This window comes from Polynucleobacter sp. MG-5-Ahmo-C2 (assembly GCF_018687735.1).
GTDB lineage: Bacteria > Pseudomonadota > Gammaproteobacteria > Burkholderiales > Burkholderiaceae > Polynucleobacter.
The window spans coordinates 139,807-158,239 of record NZ_CP061304.1 but is presented as its reverse complement, the minus strand read 5'-3'; the positions used below and the strand labels follow the sequence as shown (position 1 = coordinate 158,239).

Here is an 18,433-nt window from a genome sequence, read left to right as displayed (position 1 = left end):
GGTTTGCATCTACCTTAGACACTCTTTGCCTCCGCTAAGGTATGAGGTAGCGCAGAGATTGATCCCGCACCCATCGTGATTAGAACGTCACCATCTTTTAATACTTGAGATAACTTCTCTGGCATTTCGGCAACGTTTACTGCAAAGACCACCGCAGCAGAATTGAGAGTGCCTTTTGTATGCCTGTCTTCTGCAAGTGCAGCTTTCATTAAACTCTTACCATCCGCACCAGGAATCTTTGCCTCTCCAGCGGGATAAACCTCAGTTAATACCAAGGCATCAAAGTTTCTGAGGACTTGCACAAACTCTCCAAAACAATCACGCGTTCTAGTAAACCGATGTGGTTGAAAGGCTAGTACCAGACGGCGGTCTGGGAATGCGCCCCGAGCAGCAGACAAAGTTGCGGCCATCTCTACTGGGTGGTGCCCATAATCATCAATCAGCGTGAAGCTTCCCCCGGAAGCCAGGGAAATCTCACCATGTCGCTGGAAACGACGACCCACACCGCTAAATTCAGAGAGTGCTTTTGTAATTGCTTCATCACCAACTCCTAACTCTGTAGCAATACCAATTGCAGCCAAGGCATTTTGCACATTGTGCAAACCTGGTAAATTTAGCGTCACATTTAGTGGGCCCGGTTTAGCACCGTGTCTACGAACGGTACGGCGATCCACCGTAAAGTGCATACGAGTACCGTCGGCACGCACATTACTCGCCCGAATATCCGCATCATCAGAAAGTCCGTAACGCAAGATGGGTTGAGATACAAATGGAATAATGTCACGTACATTAGTATCGTCAATACATAACACTGCTACACCATAAAACGGCATGCGCTGAATAAATTGTACAAAGGCTTGTTTCAATCTCGCCATATCGTGTTGATAGGTATCCATATGGTCAGCATCAATATTGGTGACCACTTCCATTGCTGGGAAAAGTTGCAAGAAAGAGGCATCAGATTCGTCGGCTTCAACGACGATGAAATCACCACGGCCCAAACGGGCATTAGCGCCAGCAGAATTCAGCTTTCCACCAATGACAAAAGTAGGATCTAAACCACCCTCAGCAAGTACTGACGCAACCAAACTGGTTGTAGTGGTCTTACCATGTGTGCCAGCAATAGCGATGCCTTGTTTTAAGCGCATCAACTCACCTAACATCACCGCCCGCTGAATCACCGGAATCTTTGCAGCACGTGCCGCCAGCACTTCAGGATTGTTTCCAGCGACAGCAGTGGAAATAACCACCGCTTCTGCAGTGCCAATATTTTTAGGATCATGCCCAATATGAATCACTGCACCCAATTCCCGCAGACGCTTTGTTACTGGGCCTTCGGCTAAATCAGAACCAGATACTTGATAGCCCAAGTTCAATAAGACCTCAGCGATACCGCTCATACCGGCACCGCCAATACCGATGAAATGGATTTGTTGAACGATATGCTTCATACGCCTACCCCCGCACAATCTGCGCAAACCTCAGCTACTCGTTGAGTCGCATGTGGTTTAGCCAAAGCATGTGCACGCAAAGCCATATCTCTTAGGTCCGCACGGTTAAAGTTTTGAATCATTGACGCTAAATCCTGAGGGTTGAGGTATTGCTGGGGCAATAAAATCGCAGCATCTGCATCAGCTAAAAATTTTGCATTAGCAGTTTGATGATCGTCAATTGCGTATGGAAAAGGAATTAAGCAAGAAGCAACGCCGCAGGCTGCTAACTCTGAAACCGTCATAGCGCCAGCGCGACAAATCACGAGATCTGCCTGTGCATATGCAGATGGCATATCGTCAATAAAGGGAAGCACATCAGCTTCAACGCCCAAGTCGGTATAGCGCTTCTGCAAATCGGCTAAATGCTTATCGCCCGCTTGATGAATCACCCTAGGGCGTGCATCTTTAGAAATCAATGCCAAAGCCGCAGGCATACTTTCATTTAAAGCGGCTGCACCCAGACTACCGCCCACCACCAATATAGACAAAGGCCCTTGACGCTGTTCGTAGCGCAAAGCGGGCGCTGGAATGTGCTCAAACTCTTCACGAATAGGATTGCCTACCCACTCAGCATGCACCATCGTATTTGGAAAGCCAGTCAATGTGCGCATTGCAATTTTAGTAAGCGCGCGATTTGCGCTACCTGCTACAGAATTTGATTCATGTAGCACTAAGGGGCGCTTTAATAACTTACTTACCAAGCCACCTGGAAAAGTAATGTAACCGCCCATACCCAAGACCACAGAAGGTTTTATGCGACGCATGATCTTCCAGCTTTGAAAGCAAGCACGCATTAAATTGATGGGCAACATCAACTTGGCCTTAAGACCCTTGCCGCGCAAACCACCAAACTCAACGGCTTCAAATGGAAAATCGCAAGACTTCACTAGTCGGTATTCCATGCCACTTTGGTTACCCAACCATGACACATTCCAACCGCAGATACGCAAATATTCAGCAACAGCAAGTCCTGGGAAAATATGCCCACCAGTACCACCAGCCATCACCAAAATAGAAGGTCTTGTCACAACTTCCCTCCGCGCATCAAAATACGATTCTCATAATCAATCCGCAGCAACATTGCAATCGCCACAACGTTCATCAAAATTCCGGAGCCACCGTAACTCACTAATGGCAATGTCAACCCCTTGGTTGGCAATAAACCGAGATTCACGCCCATATTGATAAAGGCTTGCCAGCCGATCCAAATTGCCACACCCTTAGCAGCAAGACCGGCAAAACTGCGATCTAATTGCAGTGCAGTACGGCCAATTAAGAACGCGCGTCGTACGATCCAATAAAACAAGAAGATCATCACAACTACACCAACGAAGCCTAGCTCCTCACCAATTACTGCCATGATGAAGTCGGTATGCGCCTCAGGTAAGTAATGCAATTTCTCTACGCTGCCACCCAGTCCAGTACCAAACCATTCCCCACGACCAAAAGCCATTAAGGAATGAGTTAACTGATAACCCTTATTTGCAGCGTTATCTACCTGCCATGGATCCATGAAGGCGAGCATGCGGCCACGACGGAATGGTGAAAGTGCAATCATCGTTGCACCACTCATCAAACCCACGGCAATCAAGCCCCCAAAGAGCTTGGCATTAATACCGCCCAAGAACAGGATGCCAAATGCAATAAATGCCACCACTACAAATGCGCCCATGTCTGGCTCGGCCATCAGAAGACAGCCAACCAATGCAACGGCTACACCCATTGGCAACATGCCCTTAACAAAGGAGTGCAAATACTCTTGACGTTGCACGGTGTAGCTTGCAGCAAAAATGACAGCTGCAAATTTCATTAACTCAGATGGTTGAAAATTCATTAAGCCGAGCGGAATCCAACGCTTTGCCCCATTCACACCCTTACCGATACCAGGAATCAGAACTGCGATCAATAGCAAGACGGTAAATCCAAAAATCAATGGAGAATAGCGATCCCATATCTTGGTTGGAATCTTGAAAGTCCAAATACCCACCCCTGCAGCAATCGCCAAAGAAATCAGGTGACGAATTAAGAAAAAATTACTACTGTAATTCGCGTACTTAGGTCCATCAGCCAAAGTAATTGAAGCGGAATACACCATTACCAAGCCAATCAACATTAAAGAAAGAACTGCCCATACGAGCAATTGATCGTATTCCATCATGCGTGAGCGAGTTTGCTCTACTCCAGATACAGCATCTCTCAAGCCAGTTCGGAAGTTATCAATACCCCCCCTTGAAAAATTCCAGAAGCGATCTAAGCCTAAGCGATTTTGAGGGAAAAATTTGTCTTTTAGATTCACGCTTGAGCCTCCTCAAAACGCATTCCCAACTCTTCAACCTCACCAATAAATACTTGGGCACGGGCAATATAATCTTGAAACTGGTCAAAGCTCGCGCAAGCGGGAGAGAGTATTACCAAATCTCCAGACTGAGCTTGTTGTGCCGCAGCCTTAACAGCGGTTTCCAAGTTACCACTGATCGTGCATGGAATGTCCTTGCCTATGGCCTCACCAATGGCAGCACCATCTTTGCCAATCAAGAAAACGCCTTTAACAAATCGTAAAGCAGGTTCGCGCAAGGGACTAAAGTCCTGCCCCTTGCCATCGCCGCCCGCGATTAACCAAATTCTCTTACCGGATTCATTGCTACCTAAGCCATTAAGAGCGGCTACAGTAGCCCCCACATTAGTCCCTTTGCTGTCATCGACATATTCAACATCATTCACAATCGCAATACTCTGAACACGATGAGGCTCGCCATGGTAATCACGCAAACCATGCAGAAGAACATTCATTGGTAAATTGGCAGCTCTCGCCAATGCCAGCGCAGCCAGTGCATTCAATGCATTGTGACGACCACGAATTCTCAACGCATCAGCAGGAATTAAACGCTTCAAGCGGAGCGGCTCGCTGTCTTCAATCACCGCAGATTTACGACGACGTTTTGGTTTAGGCTCAACATCCTCGTCTACCTCAGCCCATACCAGCCAGTCAATTCCGCCAGCACGCAAGTCATGCTCAATACCAAAGGCACCCTGCTCATCTGGACTATTAGAGCCAAAAGTCACAATCGATTTTTCTATTTTTTGATCATCAGAAATTAAATTCATCACTAAAGAGTCATCACGATTCAAAATACAAATTGTGTCGGGGCCAAATATCCTGGCCTTTGCATCTCCATATGCCTGCATATCACCATGCCAGTCCAAATGATCTTGGGTGATATTGAGTACGGTAGCTGCAGTTGCATTAAGGGTATGCGTATAAACCAATTGGAAGCTAGACAACTCAAGGACCCAGATATCCGGCATATCTTCAATTTGGTCTGCAGCGCTCAAGCAACTCATTAACTTATCTAATGCAGCAGGACTAATATTTCCAGCTACGGCAACCTTTTTCCCGGCACGCTCACAGAGTTGTCCTGTTAATGCAGTGGTAGTTGTTTTTCCATTCGTGCCGGTAATCGCCAACACTGCTGCTTCATGGTTTGATTCAGCTGCCTGCGCCATGCGAGTTAATGCCGCAATTGCGCGAGCAAAGAACTCGATTTCGCTCCAAACATCAATTCTGGCTTTTCTAGCCTTCACTAAAAATGATTGAGTGGGCTCCTGTAGCGGGGATAAACCAGGACTAACGCCGATAACATCAATATCTACTAACAATTCATCGACTAATGGTCCGAATTGAATATCTTTCAGTCCGGCCATTTTTAATTCATCAAGCCAAGCATTTTGGCGTTCAGAAAATTTAGACTGCTCACGGGTGTCTATTAGACGAACAGCCGCGCCATTACCCAGGCACCACTTCGCCATAGCAACTCCAGACTCGCCCAGACCCATAATCAAAAAACGATGCGGCGCTTGGTAGCCCGCATCTTCTATGAAGGCTGGATTAGCAAAAGTGTTTTCTATATTCAACATATTTATTCTTGGGCTCACCGCAATTTCAGGCTAGATAAGCCAATCAATACCAATAGGATGGTGATGATCCAGAAACGCACAACCACCTGTGTCTCTTTCCAACCGCCTAATTCAAAATGGTGATGGAGTGGCGCCATACGAAAAATACGGCGACCCTCACCATAATATTTTTTCGTCAATTTGAACCAAAACACCTGCAGCATTACTGAGACAGTTTCTGCAACAAAGATTCCACCCATCACAAAAAGCACAATTTCTTGACGCACAATAACTGCGATCGTCCCAAGTGCGCCCCCTAGAGCAAGTGCACCAACGTCACCCATAAATACTTGCGCTGGATGTGTGTTGTACCAAAGGAAGGCTAAACCTGCTCCACCCATGGCACCACAAAAAATCATCAATTCCCCAGCGCCTGGGATATAGGGAAACAATAAATATTTGGCATAGATTGCATTACCCATTACATAAGCAAATGCGCCTAACGCAGCTCCTACCAAAATGACAGGCATGATCACCAAGCCATCTAGTCCATCAGTGAGATTTACAGCATTACTGCTGCCCACAATGACTAAATAACTTAAGATGATGAAGCCCATCATGCCAAGGGGATAGCTAACCTCTTTAATGAAGGGTAAGAGTAAATTTGTTTTTGCTGGAAGATCTAAAGCAAAGCCACCTTTCAGCCATTCGTAAAAAAGTTGTAGGACTTTAAGATTATTCACCTCTGAGACTGAGAATGCCAAATAGATCGCTGCAAATAATCCAATCAAAGTTTGCCAAAAGAATTTTTCTCTGGAAGCCATTCCTTTAGGATCTTTGCGAGCCACCTTGCGATAGTCATCTACCCAGCCAATTGCACCAAATCCGAAAGTGACGATCATCACAATCCAGATAAAGCGATTGCTGAGATCTGCCCACAAGATACAAGAGACGAAAATACCAATCAAAATCAGCACGCCGCCCATAGTTGGTGTGCCAGATTTAACTAAATGGGTTTGTGGTCCATCAGTACGAACGGCTTGACCCATCTTCAAAGCAGTCAATTTACGAATCACCCAAGGACCGGCGGCTAAACCAATCAACAAGGCAGTTACCGTTGCCATGACCGCCCTAAATGTGATGTAGTTAAAGACTCGGAAGAAGCCAAAATCATCTTGCAGCCATTGCGCCAAAATTAAGAGCATGTTTTAGCCTCCTCTAACAAGGCTTGCACTACCCGCTCCATATGCATAAAACGTGAACCCTTAACCAAAATATTTAAATGCTCATCGCTACCAGTCGACTGGGCATGTAATGCATCTCTCAACTGCTCGATAAGACCACCCATTTCAGAAAAATGTTTTGCGCTAGCGGCAGGTAAGCCATTTTTCCGAACCTCATCAAAACCTTTAATGGCAAATTGACATTGCTCGCCCAAAGCAAATAATTGATTAACTCCTTGCTCGGCAGCGTAGGCACCAACCTCGCGATGAAATTGAGGGCCTTGATTACCGACCTCGCCCATATCGCCTAAAACTAACCATGACATATTGCCTGACTGCTTTAGAGTATCAATTGCTGCTCTTACTGAGTCTGGATTAGCGTTATAGCTGTCATCAATTAAAGTGTGCTTGGGATTAATCTTCTTGGCCTGCATACGGCCATCAACAGGTGAGAATGATTCAAGACCCTGTTTAATTTTCTCTAAACTCACACCTGCTGCTATGGCAACAGCACTAGCAGCCAATGCGTTACGTGCATTGTGACTGCCCAATGTATTGAGCTGGACCTCTATAGAGCCGAGTTCAGTTTGTACCTGTACGTGACCATTGCTTAATAAATGTCCCATCACTGCAGCCTGTGATTTTGAGTGGCCTGACATTAAAATAAAATCGATTACCTTGCGGCCAGCAGCTGCTTCGTGCCAGACACTTGTAAACTCTGAATCCGCTGGGAAAACTGCAATGCCGTCTTTAGGTAATGCACGAATTGCATCAGAGTGCTCTTGCGCAACTGCAGCTACAGTAGTCATAAACTCTTGATGCTCACGCTGTGCGTTATTAATCAATGCAATATTGGGCTTCGCAATATCGGCCAGGTGAGCAGTTTCACCAGGGTGATTTATGCCAAGCTCAACCACAGCAAGCAGATCTGCTGAACGCAGCTTTAATAGGGTCAGGGGCAAGCCAATATCATTATTCAGATTACCTATAGTCACCAAGGTATGTTCTTGACCAACTGCTGCTTTAAAAATAGAGGCAATCATCTCTTTTACAGTGGTCTTACCATTACTGCCAGTCACCAGTGCTAATGGAATTGGATGATTGCTACGCCAGGCTTTTGCCAATAAACCCAGCCCAATGCGAGTATCGGCAACGCAAACAGCAGGCAGATCCTTAGGGCACTTATCTTGATCACTAATAAGCGCTCCCGTTGCGCCTGCCCTAGCAACATCAGATAAAAAATCATGTGCATCAAAGCGCTCACCCGCCAGGGCAACGAATAACTCTTCGGGATCAATCTGGCGGCTATCTGTGCCAATTCTTAAAATATTTGATAACCGAGCATCTTGTGCGGAAATATTGATCAAAGCACTTCCAGGCAACATTGCATGGACTTGGGCAAGTGTTGTCATAACAGACATCAGACTATGCCTCCAGCAGCCAAGCGAATATGTTCCTGGTCAGAGAAATCAAATTTCTTGCCATTAATTTCTTGGGTATTTTCATGACCCTTCCCCGCTACTAATACGACATCTTGAGATGCGGCATTGCGCACAGCGGCCATGATCGCTGCGGCACGGTCAACAACCATTTGCACATTTGAATTTTCCCGGCTGATTCCGCCACGGATCATTTCCATGATTGCTAGCGGCTCTTCAGATCTTGGGTTATCACTAGTAATAATGACTTGATCAGCGTATTGCTGAGCTACCGCACCCATTTGAGGGCGTTTACCAATATCACGCTCGCCACCACAACCAAATACACACCATACTTTTCCGCCGCGCTGGCCTGCAATGGGACGCAAAGCCTGCAATGTCTTTTGAAGTGCATCAGGGGTATGGGCGTAATCAACCACAACCAGCAAACCCTCTGATTTTTGCTGTTTACCTACTTGAATGAATTCCATACGTCCAAGTACCGGACGCAATTGACTGACTTGCTTGCTTGCTTCATCACAAGTCAACCCTTGGGTTAGCAATACCGCCCATACCGCAAGCGCATTACTTAAATTGAATTCACCTAATAAAGGAATATATAAGCCATTACTTCCAACCCCCTCATACGTGAACACGGAGTCGTATCCCGCACCATTTAACGCACTATCTTTTGCATAAACGCGATGCAGACGATCGCCAAATTTTTCAAAGCCCTCAAGGACGTTTTGGTTGATTGTGTATGCCCAAACGCTAACGTCGCCTTTGGCTAAAAGCTTACTTGCAATCTCCCGCCCAAATGGATCATCTAAATTAATGACGGCATGCTCAAGCCCCGCGAGTTGAAATAGTTTCGCCTTGGCTTCTGCATAATTAGCCATGCTGCCGTGATAGTCCAAATGATCTTGCGTTAGATTTGTAAGCACAGCGCAATTCAGTCGAGTGCCAGCTAGTCGATTCTGATCCAAGGCATGTGATGACACTTCCATTGCCACCTGCTTGGCACCAGCATTGAGTAATTCTTTAAGTTGGGTTTGTAACTTTGGCGCATCTGGAGTGGTATATCCGGTTTGCACCAAAGAACCTGGGAAGCCGGTGCCTAAGGTACCCAAGACTGCTGTTCGATGATTTGGCTCATCCAAAGCCTGAGTAAGCCACTGTGTAATGCTGGTTTTGCCATTGGTGCCCGTTACACCAATTAACTTTAATTGTTTACTTGGGTATCCGTACCATTGCGCAGATAACTCACCAACTTTTGCCGCGAGGTTTTCAACCGCAATGCATTGTGGGTGATCTGCATATTGATTATCAAGACCTGCGGGGTCGAATACGACCGCTGCTGCACCGTTCCCTAGTGCGGCATGGATAAATTGACGGCCATCCCTTAATGCATTGCCATGGCCGACTGGGTAGGCAAAAAAGATATCGCCAGACTGGATCTGGCGACTATCCGCACTTACCTTAGCAGTGCTATTTGCTAAGGTGTGCAAATGGTCAATCAGATCATTGGGTTCTATATTCAACGCCGCCCTCATCTTTTCAGAACCACCTGCTGCGTCTGTACATTTGCAGTACGAATCTCTTCGGGACCCTTATCTTGCAAAACCATTTGCTTCGCTTTACTGTCGGGTGAAACATTAAGAGTGTTTAATGTTTCACTAACAATCGTTGAAAACACTGGTGCAGCAACATCACCGCCATAGTGACTTCCACTAGTTGGCTCATCAATCATCACTGCAACCACAATGCGAGGCGCGCTAATGGGTGCTAAGCCAGCAAAGTAAGCGCGATACTTATTGCCATAACTTTTACCCACTAATTTATGTGCAGTACCAGTCTTGCCGCCAACCCGAAAACCATCAGCCTGCGCTTTAATTGCCGTACCCCCTGGCTCGGTAACAGTTTCAAGCATGGTGCGCATTTCAATTGCAGTTTTAGCAGAGAGCACTCTTGTGCCCGGCTTGAATTCAGGACTACGCTCAATAGTGAGCGGCACCAACTCACCATCACGCGCAAAAATTGTGTAAGCCCGCGCCACCTGGAAGAGGGAAGCTGAAATTCCATAACCGAATGCAATTCGTGCTTGATCAGTTGGAGTCCACTTCTTAAATGGATGCACAGTCCCAGCTACAGCTCCCGGAAATCCAATTTTTGGCACTTGCCCAAGACCGACGGCACTATAAAAATCCCACATCTCTTCTGCGGTGAGATTATTCATTGCAATTTTTGCGGTACCGATATTGCTTGATTTTTGAATTACCTCGGTTACAGATAAATTTGTACTAGGGTGAGTGTCTGTAATTGGCTTTGGTCCAACAAGATACTTAGCGCCAATTACCATATTGGTATTGGGCTTAATCGCACCTTTTTCTAAAGCAATTGCAATGGTTAATGGTTTGATTGTTGAGCCAGGCTCAAAGGTATCGGTCAATACCCGATTTCGTAACTGCTCGCCATTGAGATATTTGCGCTGATTGGGGTTATAGCTAGGGTAATTAGCTAATGCCAAAATTTCGCCAGTTTGAGTATCTAGAACTACGGCACCGCCTGCTTTTGCATGATGCTCCTCAACAGCACTTTTAACGGCGTTATAAGCCAAATACTGTATTTTGCTATCGATAGAAAGATTTAAATCTTTGCCATTTTGAGGCAACTGCAAGATGGCCATCTCTTCAACTACACGTCCTAATCGGTCAACCACCACACGTCTTTGCCCGGGATGGCCAGCAAGCTCTTTCTCTCTAGAAAGCTCCATTCCTTCTTGGCCGCGATCTTCGACGTTTGTAAAACCAACTACGTGAGCCATCGCCTCGCCTTCAGGATAAAAGCGACGATATTCATTATTCAATCCAATGCCTGGAATTTCTAATAGCTTAATTTGTTGCGCAACTGCCGGCTCGACCTGTCGCTTTAAGAAGATTTGCTTGCGATCTTCTTTCAACTTCTTTCGCAAATCCGATTCGCTCATTTGCAATAAGCTGGCAAGCTTGCGCACCTTGTCTGCTGACAAATCATCGGGGACTGTATCGTTATAGGCAATCACAGACTTTGCCTCCAAACTAGTAGCAATCACCTGGCCATTACGATCCAAGATTTTTCCACGACTTGCTGGCAACTCCAATTCACGCTGAGTTCCCCGCACTCCCTTAGCTTCATAAAAGGCATTTCCCGGACCTTGAATCCAAAAAGCACGCAATAGGAGAAGCATAAAAACAAAGAACAAAAGGAAGAGCATCAAGCGTGACCGCCACATGGGCAGACGCAACACTAAATTTGGTGTCGTAGAAAAACCAACCGACCTCATTTAGCCTCCTTTAAATACAAAGTACGTTCAGGAGAAATTGGGGACATGCGCAATTGATTACGCGCAACATCACGTATACGGGCAGACTTCGAAAGATTGCGTTGCTCGTACTCCAAGCGCAACCAATCTTGATTTAATTTACGCTCTTCAATGAGCGCGCGCTCTTGGGCAACAAATAATATACGCGTGCGTTGCTGCGCTGCCACTAGCGATAAGGCACAAATTAATAACAAAGCAAGCAAAGTCAGAGTAGCGCGATTCATGCTAAGGCCCCTACTCGTTTTTCTGCAACGCGCATGATGGCAGAGCGAGCACGTGGGTTTTCTAATATTTCTGCGTCACTTGGTTTCACGCGTCCAATAATTTCTAGAGCACTTTGTGGTAAGTCCTTTTCGCGCACTGGCAAGCCACGAGGCACCTCAACTTTTGCATGTGCCTGCAGAAACTGTTTCACAATACGATCTTCTAGCGAATGAAAACTAATCACCGCAAGTCTTGCGCCCGGCTTCAATAAGTTCAACGCGGCTTTTAAGCCAAGTTCTAAATCTTCTAATTCGCGATTAATAAAAATACGCAATGCCTGAAAAGTTCTTGTAGCAGGATCTTGCCCAGCTTCGCGTGTGCGCACTATGCTAGCAACTAAACTTGCTAATTGAGTCGTAGTTTTTGGGGACAATCCTTCTTCTCGCTTTGCCACAATGGCTTTAGCGATCTGAAATGCAAAACGTTCTTCTCCGTAAGTCTTAATCACGTGCGTGATTTCCTCCTGCGGCGCCTGCTCCAGCCACTCTGCTGCCGTCATTCCCTGATCCGTATTCATCCGCATATCTAGCGGACCTTCGCGACGAAAGGAGAAGCCTCGGTGTGCCTCGTCCACCTGGGGTGAACTGATTCCTAAGTCCAATAAAATTCCATCGACTGTTTCCGCTGATGCATACTGATCCATGCACGCAAAGCTGTCGTGCACGATAGTTAAACGTGGATCGCTGATACTCTGCGCGACAGCAATCGCGTCTAAATCCTTGTCGAAAGAAATCATACGAGCCGATGGAGGCAGCTGCTTGAGCAAAGCTTGCGTATGACCACCGCGCCCAAAAGTCCCATCGATTAGCAGAATATTGTTTGCTATGTTTTGTTTTTGAATGAGCGGCCCACTGATCAGCGCTGTCACCGCCTCGGCCAGCAACACTGGGCGATGAGTTATGTTCATAGCACCCTGTCATTAAAAATTAAATTGCTTGAGCGCTTCAGGCATACCTAATGCAATCGCCGCCTGTTCTTTCGCAGCATATGTTGCTGCATCCCACAACTCCAAGTGACTGCCCATGCCGAGCAAGATCACCTCTTTTTCAATTCCTGCTGCTGCACGTAATTCCGGACTCACCAAAATTCGACCGGCATTATCCAAATCGATCTCTGCAGCATTGCCGAGAAAAATTCTGCGCCACCAATGCGCATCCATAGGAAGTTGTGCAACCCTTGCTCTAAAGCCTTCCCATTCCGGCCTTGGAAATAGCAAAAGACAACCATCTGGATGTTTTGTGAGCGTAAGGCGGCCCTCGCCTTGAACCATCAAGGCGTCACGATGCTTGGCCGGAACTGACATTCGGCCTTTTGCATCTAAATTGAGAGCTGACGCACCTTGAAACACCATTTACCCCACTTTTTCACACTTCCTCCCACTTTAGAGGATCGCAATAGGGGGGTCAAGTGTTTTAAGGGATTTTTTTGGGAAATTCTCTAATGTTTACAAACACTTAGCGTCATGTGTTCAGAAGATAGTGATAATAAAATAGCTACTTGAAACAATGGCTTGGAAAATATACTTAAGAATAGGTCTTAGCTATATGACTAGATAATTCCTCAATATACTGTATTTAAAAACAGTAGCAATAAGAAAATATGTCAAAAGTTAATACAAACTTAAATTCTGGGATTAGCTTAAGCCAACTCCCTAATATCAATGTCAAATTTTGTAAGCAGTTGTTGTCATCGCCTGGGATATTGCTTGCATGATTTTTTGAATTGGCTCAGGTAAAGCCACCCCACCAGCATGCAGAGCTGCTTGCCCATGCTCAATTTCATCAATCCGCATTTGATCAACAATTGCACGTGAACGATGATCATCTTCGGGTAATTTTTTGAGATGACTTTCTAAATGATTCTCAACTTGTTTTTCAGTTTCAGCAACAAAGCCTAAACTCCACTGATCACCTGCTAAGCCTGCTGCCATGCCGATCAAAAAGGATCCTGCATACCAAAATGGATTGAGATAGCTGGTGTGCGAACCAAGCTCTTTAAGACGAGTTTCACACCACGCCAAGTGATCCATTTCTTCTTGACCAGAGCGCTCAAGCATGTCTTGAATATCTGAATTTCTTGCAACTAATTTTTGCGATTGATACAAAGCTTGCGCACAAACTTCGCCAACATGATTAACGCGCATTAAACCCGCTGCATGTTTTCGTTGCTCAGAATCTAATGCACTATTTGCACCAGATTCTGAACCGGGAGTGGGTCTTTGAGCACTCGCTCCACCCACGACTGAACGAAGCGCGGTATCAAACTCAATAATGAAGCGGTCGATTAGCGCCATAGGCCGGAAAATTAGACTAAAACCTCAGCTTTACGGCTTTGCTTAGTCTTTAATCCCAGCTCTGCCAATAGCTCACGGTCCTCTTCCGCCTCTGGATTGCCGGTAGTGAGTAATTGCTCGCCATAGAAAATAGAATTCGCGCCAGCCAAGAAGCACATTGCCTGAACGGCCCGTCCAAGCGCTTGACGACCAGCAGATAAGCGCACACGGGCCTTAGGCATGGTGATGCGCGCAACTGCAATGGTTCTCACAAATTCAAGCGGGTCTAAAGGCTTCTGGTCTGCCAAGGGTGTACCTGCAATAGGTACCAGATGGTTGATAGGTACGGACTCAGGATAAGGACTTAAATTAGCCAAGCGGGCAAGGAAGGCCGCCCTTTGCTCACGCGACTCACCCATTCCGACAATCCCACCACAGCAAACAGACATACCGGCAGCACGCACATTGGAAATCGTATCAAGCCGATCTTGATAGCCGCGCGTAGAAATCACTGAGCGATAAAAATCTTCGCTGGTATCAAGGTTATGGTTGTAAAAATCCAGGCCGGCCTCTTGTAATGCCTGGGCTTGATCAGCCTCCAACATGCCTAAGGTGGCACAAGTTTCAAGCCCTAGAGCCTTTACACCCTTAATCATCGCTGCCACCTTTTCAATGTCGCGATCTTTGGGCTCGCGCCATGCAGCGCCCACACAGAAACGATTTGAACCGGCTGCTTTTGCAGCCCTAGCAGCTTCCAAAACCTCTGCCAAGCCCATCAGTTTCTCGGCCTTAACGTCGGTGTCATAGCGAGCAGCTTGCGGACAGTAGCCGCAATCCTCAGGGCAGCCACCGGTCTTAATGGACAACAAAGTAGCCAACTCCACATCACCCTCAGGGAAATTGACCTTATGAGTCTCTTGAGCTTGTAGCATTAATTCATTGAAAGGCATCGCAAAGAGTGCCTCGATCTGGGTAACAGTCCAATCGCCAGAGGCATCAACCTCTTTACGTAAATTAGCCTTAGATTTAACTAAGGTAAGCGGTTTTTCAGCAGTTTGGGCGTCCAACATAGGCAAATTCCAGAAAATAGATCAATTCAAGGCATAAACATAACAGATACATGCCGGAAATTGGAAAAACTAGTGGTCAAATATCAAACATGAAGGTTATTACTGATTTAAATCAACCCACTCTCGTTGATCGTAGCCTGACTGCCGTTTGGCACCCCTGCACTCAGATGAAACATCATGAGTCTTTTCCGCTGATTGCCATCACAAAAGGGCGGGGTCCATGGCTATATGACGAAAAAGGCAATGCTCTACTTGATTGCATTAGCTCCTGGTGGACCAATTTATTTGGCCACTCCAACCCACAGATTAATCAAGCAATAACGAATCAGTTAGAAAAAATTGAGCATGTCATGCTGGCTGGGTTTACGCATCCACCGGTTGTAGAGCTTTCCGAAAAACTCTCCACGCTCACGGGTGGAAATTTAGGTCATGTCTTTTATGCCTCCGATGGTGCGTCTGCAGTCGAGATTGCCTTAAAAATGAGTCATCATTTTTGGCAACTTAATGGCAAACCCAAAAAGAAAAAGTTTGTTTGCCTAGAGAATGGCTATCACGGAGAAACACTTGGCGCATTAGCCGTAACCGATGTTGCTATTTTTCGTGAAGCATATGGCTCACTCTTGCAAGATGTGTATACCGTCACATCACCTGATGCGCGCAAAGCAAAATCTGGTGAGAGCGCAATAGATGTTGCAAAACATGCTGCGGCAGAACTAGAAAAATTATTCAAAGAAGAACATCAACATATTGCTGCAATCATCATCGAGCCACTAGTGCAATGTGCAGGGCAAATGGCAATGTATTCACCAGAATATCTTCGCTTAGTAAGAGACTTATGCAATCGCTATGAGGTGCATTTCATAGCTGACGAGATAGCAGTAGGATGTGGGCGCAGTGGCAAGTTTTTTGCCTGTGAGCATGCCAGTATTTGGCCTGACTTTTTAACCTTATCCAAAGGCATCAGTGGTGGCTATCTTCCCCTCTCGCTATGCATGACCACCGATACGATTTACTATACTTTTTATAGTGATAAAACACAACAGGGCTTCTTGCATTCGCATTCATACACCGGAAACCCACTAGCATGTGCAGCAGCACTAGCCTGCTTAAAGATTTTCGAAGTTGAACATGTTTTAGAAAAAAATATTGCTCGCTCGCAAGATTTAGAGAATGCATTTAGATGGGCAAAAACCGATTCTCGAATAGAGTATTGGCGCCAACAAGGAATGATTTTAGCCTTCGATATTAAAAATGAATACCTTAAGAATGCAAGCATCTTCCCTCGCGAATTATTTGCCAAAGGCATGGAAGAGGGCGTTCTCATCAGGCCCATTGGCAATACGATTTATGTAATGCCCCCATACATCCTATCTACCGAAGAAACCATGCAAATGGGTCAAGCTATCAGACGTGCAATCGAAAAGATACTCACATGACCAGTGCATTTAATGCCCTAAAACTTGCGCAAGAGCAAATTGCAGATTTAGATTTGCAATTACTAAAACGAAAATTGCGCATTACCGAATCCCCCTGCGATACCGATGTAACCATTAGCAATAGGCAGCTTAAGGCCTTTTGTAGCAATGACTATCTTGGGCTTGCCAATCACCCAGACCTCATTAAAGCGCTAGCGCAGGGTGGTGAAAAATATGGGGTAGGTAGCGGCGCTTCGCATTTAATCAGTGGTCATAGCGCTGCGCATGAGTTTCTTGAAAAGCAGCTGGCTTCTTTTCAAGAAAAACACATTCCCAATGCTCGCGCCTTATTCTTTAGTACTGGCTACCTTGCCAACCTAACAGCCATAACGGGCCTTGCTAGACTTGCCCAGCGTGGCGATCTGAGTATTTATTCGGCGAAGCTGAATCACGCATCACTGATTGATGGCGTTCGCTTGGCTAGCGCACAAACCAATGCCGTAGTTCACTTGTTTGATCACACTCAGCTTACTTCTTTAACTGATACTCTTAAAAAAGATACTAAGTCTCTCAAGCTGATTGTGGCAGATGGAGTCTTTAGTATGGATGGTGATCTGGCGCCTGTTAAAGAGTTACTTCATATAGCAGAGCAATATGATGCCTTATTGATGGTAGATGACGCACATGGTTTTGGGGTACTTGGCAAACAGGGTCATGGCATCCTGGAGCAAGAGGGCATTCAATCTGATCGCATTATTTATATTGGGACTTTAGGTAAAGCTGCCGGAGTAAGCGGTGCTTTTATTTGTGCACAAGATTCTTTTATTGAATGGCTGATTCAAAAGGGTAGGCCTTATATCTACAGCACTGCAACCCCGCCCGCTATTGCGCATACCTTACTTAAAAGTCTTGAAATCATCGAAAGCGATGAGGGTGCAAAGCGTCGCGCGCAACTATGTGACCTCATTACCATTTGGCAAGATGAAATGACCTTCTCAGATTGGAAAAAAGTTTCTTCTTGTACACCAATTCAGCCGGTCATTTTGGGCGGCAACGCTACTGCACTCTTGGCGGCAAAGTTATTAGATGAAGCGGGTTACTGGATTCCGGCAATTCGTCCGCCAACAGTACCGCTTGGCAGTGCTCGTTTACGGATTACCTTTTCAGCAAACCATAGCGTTAATGAATTACGCAAACTCATCATGACTCTGAAAAGGATCGAGCAGCAAGTGAGTGAGAAAGTAAGTCATGACTAAACTAACCGGCTACTTTGTAGTAGGCACTGACACTGAGGTTGGAAAAACGCTTATTAGTGGTGCACTCATTCTCAAGCTACGCAAGCAAGGTAAGCAAGCTATCGGTTTTAAACCTGTAGCTGCTGGCACATATCAAAGTGCCAATGGCGATCTTCTCAACGAGGATCTAGAAACTTTACGCATTGCTTCCCAACTTGCGCCTGGCCAATTAAATTTATGCCCTTATGTTTTAGACGTGCCAGTTGCACCCCATCTGGCCGCGGCAAATACGGGCACTACTCTTGACCTTAATACGATTATTCGAGCACTTAGTGAGGTTCAAAAACACAGCGATTGCATTATTGTGGAAGGGGCCGGTGGATTCTTAATTCCCTTGAATGAGCATGAAGATCTAGGCAATTTTGCGCAACAAATTGACCTACCAATCATCTTGGTAGTTGGTATGAAATTAGGTTGCATTAATCACGCCCTTCTTACCCAAGAGGCGATCAAAGCTCGTGGCTTAAAAATTGCAGGATGGGTTGCCAATTCCTTATCGAGCGAGATGCCTCTTCTAAAAGAAAATATCGCTACTTTGCAAAAAAAAATGGATGTGCCTTTTTTAGGATTGATTCCCTCTTTGCCAAAAGCGCTTCTAAAATTAAATAACAACCCTTATTCAATAGAAGCCCTTGATTTTGCTGCACAGCACATCCAAATAATGAGCAATTAAAGTCCCTATGGCAAGCCCTAGAGTGCAACTAATGGGACTTTCAGATAAGATGAAG

General features: G+C 45.8%; 16 protein-coding genes. 3 read left to right on the top strand and 13 right to left on the bottom strand.

The features are described from left to right. Nucleotides 1-14: 14 nt before the first annotated feature. From murC to bioB, 13 genes are all read right to left on the bottom strand, one after another. Entirely contained in the window at nucleotides 15-1,451 is a 1,437-nt protein-coding gene (gene murC, locus C2740_RS00880) for a UDP-N-acetylmuramate--L-alanine ligase (RefSeq protein ID WP_215293539.1), read from the bottom strand. After that, nucleotides 1,448-2,497, bottom strand: a complete 1,050-nt coding sequence (murG, locus tag C2740_RS00875) for an undecaprenyldiphospho-muramoylpentapeptide beta-N-acetylglucosaminyltransferase (protein ID WP_215294252.1) — start codon at nucleotides 2,495-2,497, stop codon at nucleotides 1,448-1,450. The genes murC and murG overlap by 4 nt, the downstream gene beginning before the upstream one ends. Before the next feature lie 20 nt (nucleotides 2,498-2,517). Continuing rightward, nucleotides 2,518-3,714 carry a putative lipid II flippase FtsW gene (gene ftsW / locus C2740_RS00870; protein ID WP_251369705.1) on the bottom strand — a complete coding sequence of 399 codons (1,197 nt, stop codon included), beginning with the start codon at nucleotides 3,712-3,714 and terminating at the stop codon, nucleotides 2,518-2,520. Between the two features lie 71 nt (nucleotides 3,715-3,785). Beyond that, complete coding sequence (gene murD / locus C2740_RS00865; RefSeq protein ID WP_215293537.1) at nucleotides 3,786-5,408, bottom strand: UDP-N-acetylmuramoyl-L-alanine--D-glutamate ligase; 1,623 nt, start codon at nucleotides 5,406-5,408, stop codon at nucleotides 3,786-3,788. A gap of 14 nt (nucleotides 5,409-5,422) precedes the next feature. Beyond that, nucleotides 5,423-6,592: a phospho-N-acetylmuramoyl-pentapeptide-transferase gene (gene mraY / locus C2740_RS00860; RefSeq protein ID WP_215293536.1), complete on the bottom strand. Its 1,170-nt coding sequence runs from the start codon at nucleotides 6,590-6,592 to the stop codon at nucleotides 5,423-5,425. After that, entirely contained in the window at nucleotides 6,583-8,031 is a 1,449-nt protein-coding gene (gene murF / locus C2740_RS00855) for a UDP-N-acetylmuramoyl-tripeptide--D-alanyl-D-alanine ligase (RefSeq protein WP_215293535.1), read from the bottom strand. Before murF ends, mraY begins: the two co-directional genes overlap by 10 nt. Further along, nucleotides 8,031-9,569 carry a UDP-N-acetylmuramoyl-L-alanyl-D-glutamate--2,6-diaminopimelate ligase gene (locus C2740_RS00850; protein ID WP_251369654.1) on the bottom strand — a complete coding sequence of 513 codons (1,539 nt, stop codon included), beginning with the start codon at nucleotides 9,567-9,569 and terminating at the stop codon, nucleotides 8,031-8,033. Before C2740_RS00850 ends, murF begins: the two co-directional genes overlap by 1 nt. 8 nt (nucleotides 9,570-9,577) lie before the next feature. Continuing rightward, complete coding sequence (locus C2740_RS00845) at nucleotides 9,578-11,350, bottom strand: penicillin-binding protein 2 (RefSeq protein WP_215293533.1); 1,773 nt, start codon at nucleotides 11,348-11,350, stop codon at nucleotides 9,578-9,580. After that, complete coding sequence (gene ftsL / locus C2740_RS00840; protein ID WP_215293532.1) at nucleotides 11,347-11,613, bottom strand: cell division protein FtsL; 267 nt, start codon at nucleotides 11,611-11,613, stop codon at nucleotides 11,347-11,349. The genes C2740_RS00845 and ftsL overlap by 4 nt, the downstream gene beginning before the upstream one ends. Further along, nucleotides 11,610-12,560 carry a 16S rRNA (cytosine(1402)-N(4))-methyltransferase RsmH gene (gene rsmH / locus C2740_RS00835; RefSeq protein WP_215293531.1) on the bottom strand — a complete coding sequence of 317 codons (951 nt, stop codon included), beginning with the start codon at nucleotides 12,558-12,560 and terminating at the stop codon, nucleotides 11,610-11,612. Before rsmH ends, ftsL begins: the two co-directional genes overlap by 4 nt. A gap of 12 nt (nucleotides 12,561-12,572) precedes the next feature. Further along, a complete protein-coding gene (gene mraZ / locus C2740_RS00830) occupies nucleotides 12,573-13,001 on the bottom strand; it encodes a division/cell wall cluster transcriptional repressor MraZ (protein WP_215294251.1) in 429 nt (142 codons plus the stop codon). A 315-nt stretch (nucleotides 13,002-13,316) separates the two neighbouring features. Then, complete coding sequence (gene coq7 / locus C2740_RS00825) at nucleotides 13,317-13,946, bottom strand: 2-polyprenyl-3-methyl-6-methoxy-1,4-benzoquinone monooxygenase (RefSeq protein WP_215293530.1); 630 nt, start codon at nucleotides 13,944-13,946, stop codon at nucleotides 13,317-13,319. An 11-nt stretch (nucleotides 13,947-13,957) separates the two neighbouring features. Then, nucleotides 13,958-14,995 (bottom strand): biotin synthase BioB, encoded by a 1,038-nt coding sequence (gene bioB / locus C2740_RS00820; RefSeq protein ID WP_215293529.1) that lies wholly within the window; start codon nucleotides 14,993-14,995, stop codon nucleotides 13,958-13,960. 89 nt (nucleotides 14,996-15,084) lie between these two features. On the opposite strand from bioB, the gene bioA reads away from it, so the two are divergent. The 3 genes from bioA to bioD are packed head-to-tail and all read left to right on the top strand — an operon-like array spanning nucleotide 15,085 to nucleotide 18,378. Then, nucleotides 15,085-16,431: an adenosylmethionine--8-amino-7-oxononanoate transaminase gene (bioA, locus tag C2740_RS00815; protein WP_251369653.1), complete on the top strand. Its 1,347-nt coding sequence runs from the start codon at nucleotides 15,085-15,087 to the stop codon at nucleotides 16,429-16,431. Continuing rightward, nucleotides 16,428-17,666 carry an 8-amino-7-oxononanoate synthase gene (locus C2740_RS00810; protein WP_215293527.1) on the top strand — a complete coding sequence of 413 codons (1,239 nt, stop codon included), beginning with the start codon at nucleotides 16,428-16,430 and terminating at the stop codon, nucleotides 17,664-17,666. The genes bioA and C2740_RS00810 overlap by 4 nt, the downstream gene beginning before the upstream one ends. Then, nucleotides 17,659-18,378: a dethiobiotin synthase gene (bioD, locus tag C2740_RS00805; protein WP_215293526.1), complete on the top strand. Its 720-nt coding sequence runs from the start codon at nucleotides 17,659-17,661 to the stop codon at nucleotides 18,376-18,378. The genes C2740_RS00810 and bioD overlap by 8 nt, the downstream gene beginning before the upstream one ends. Nucleotides 18,379-18,433 lie beyond the last annotated feature (55 nt).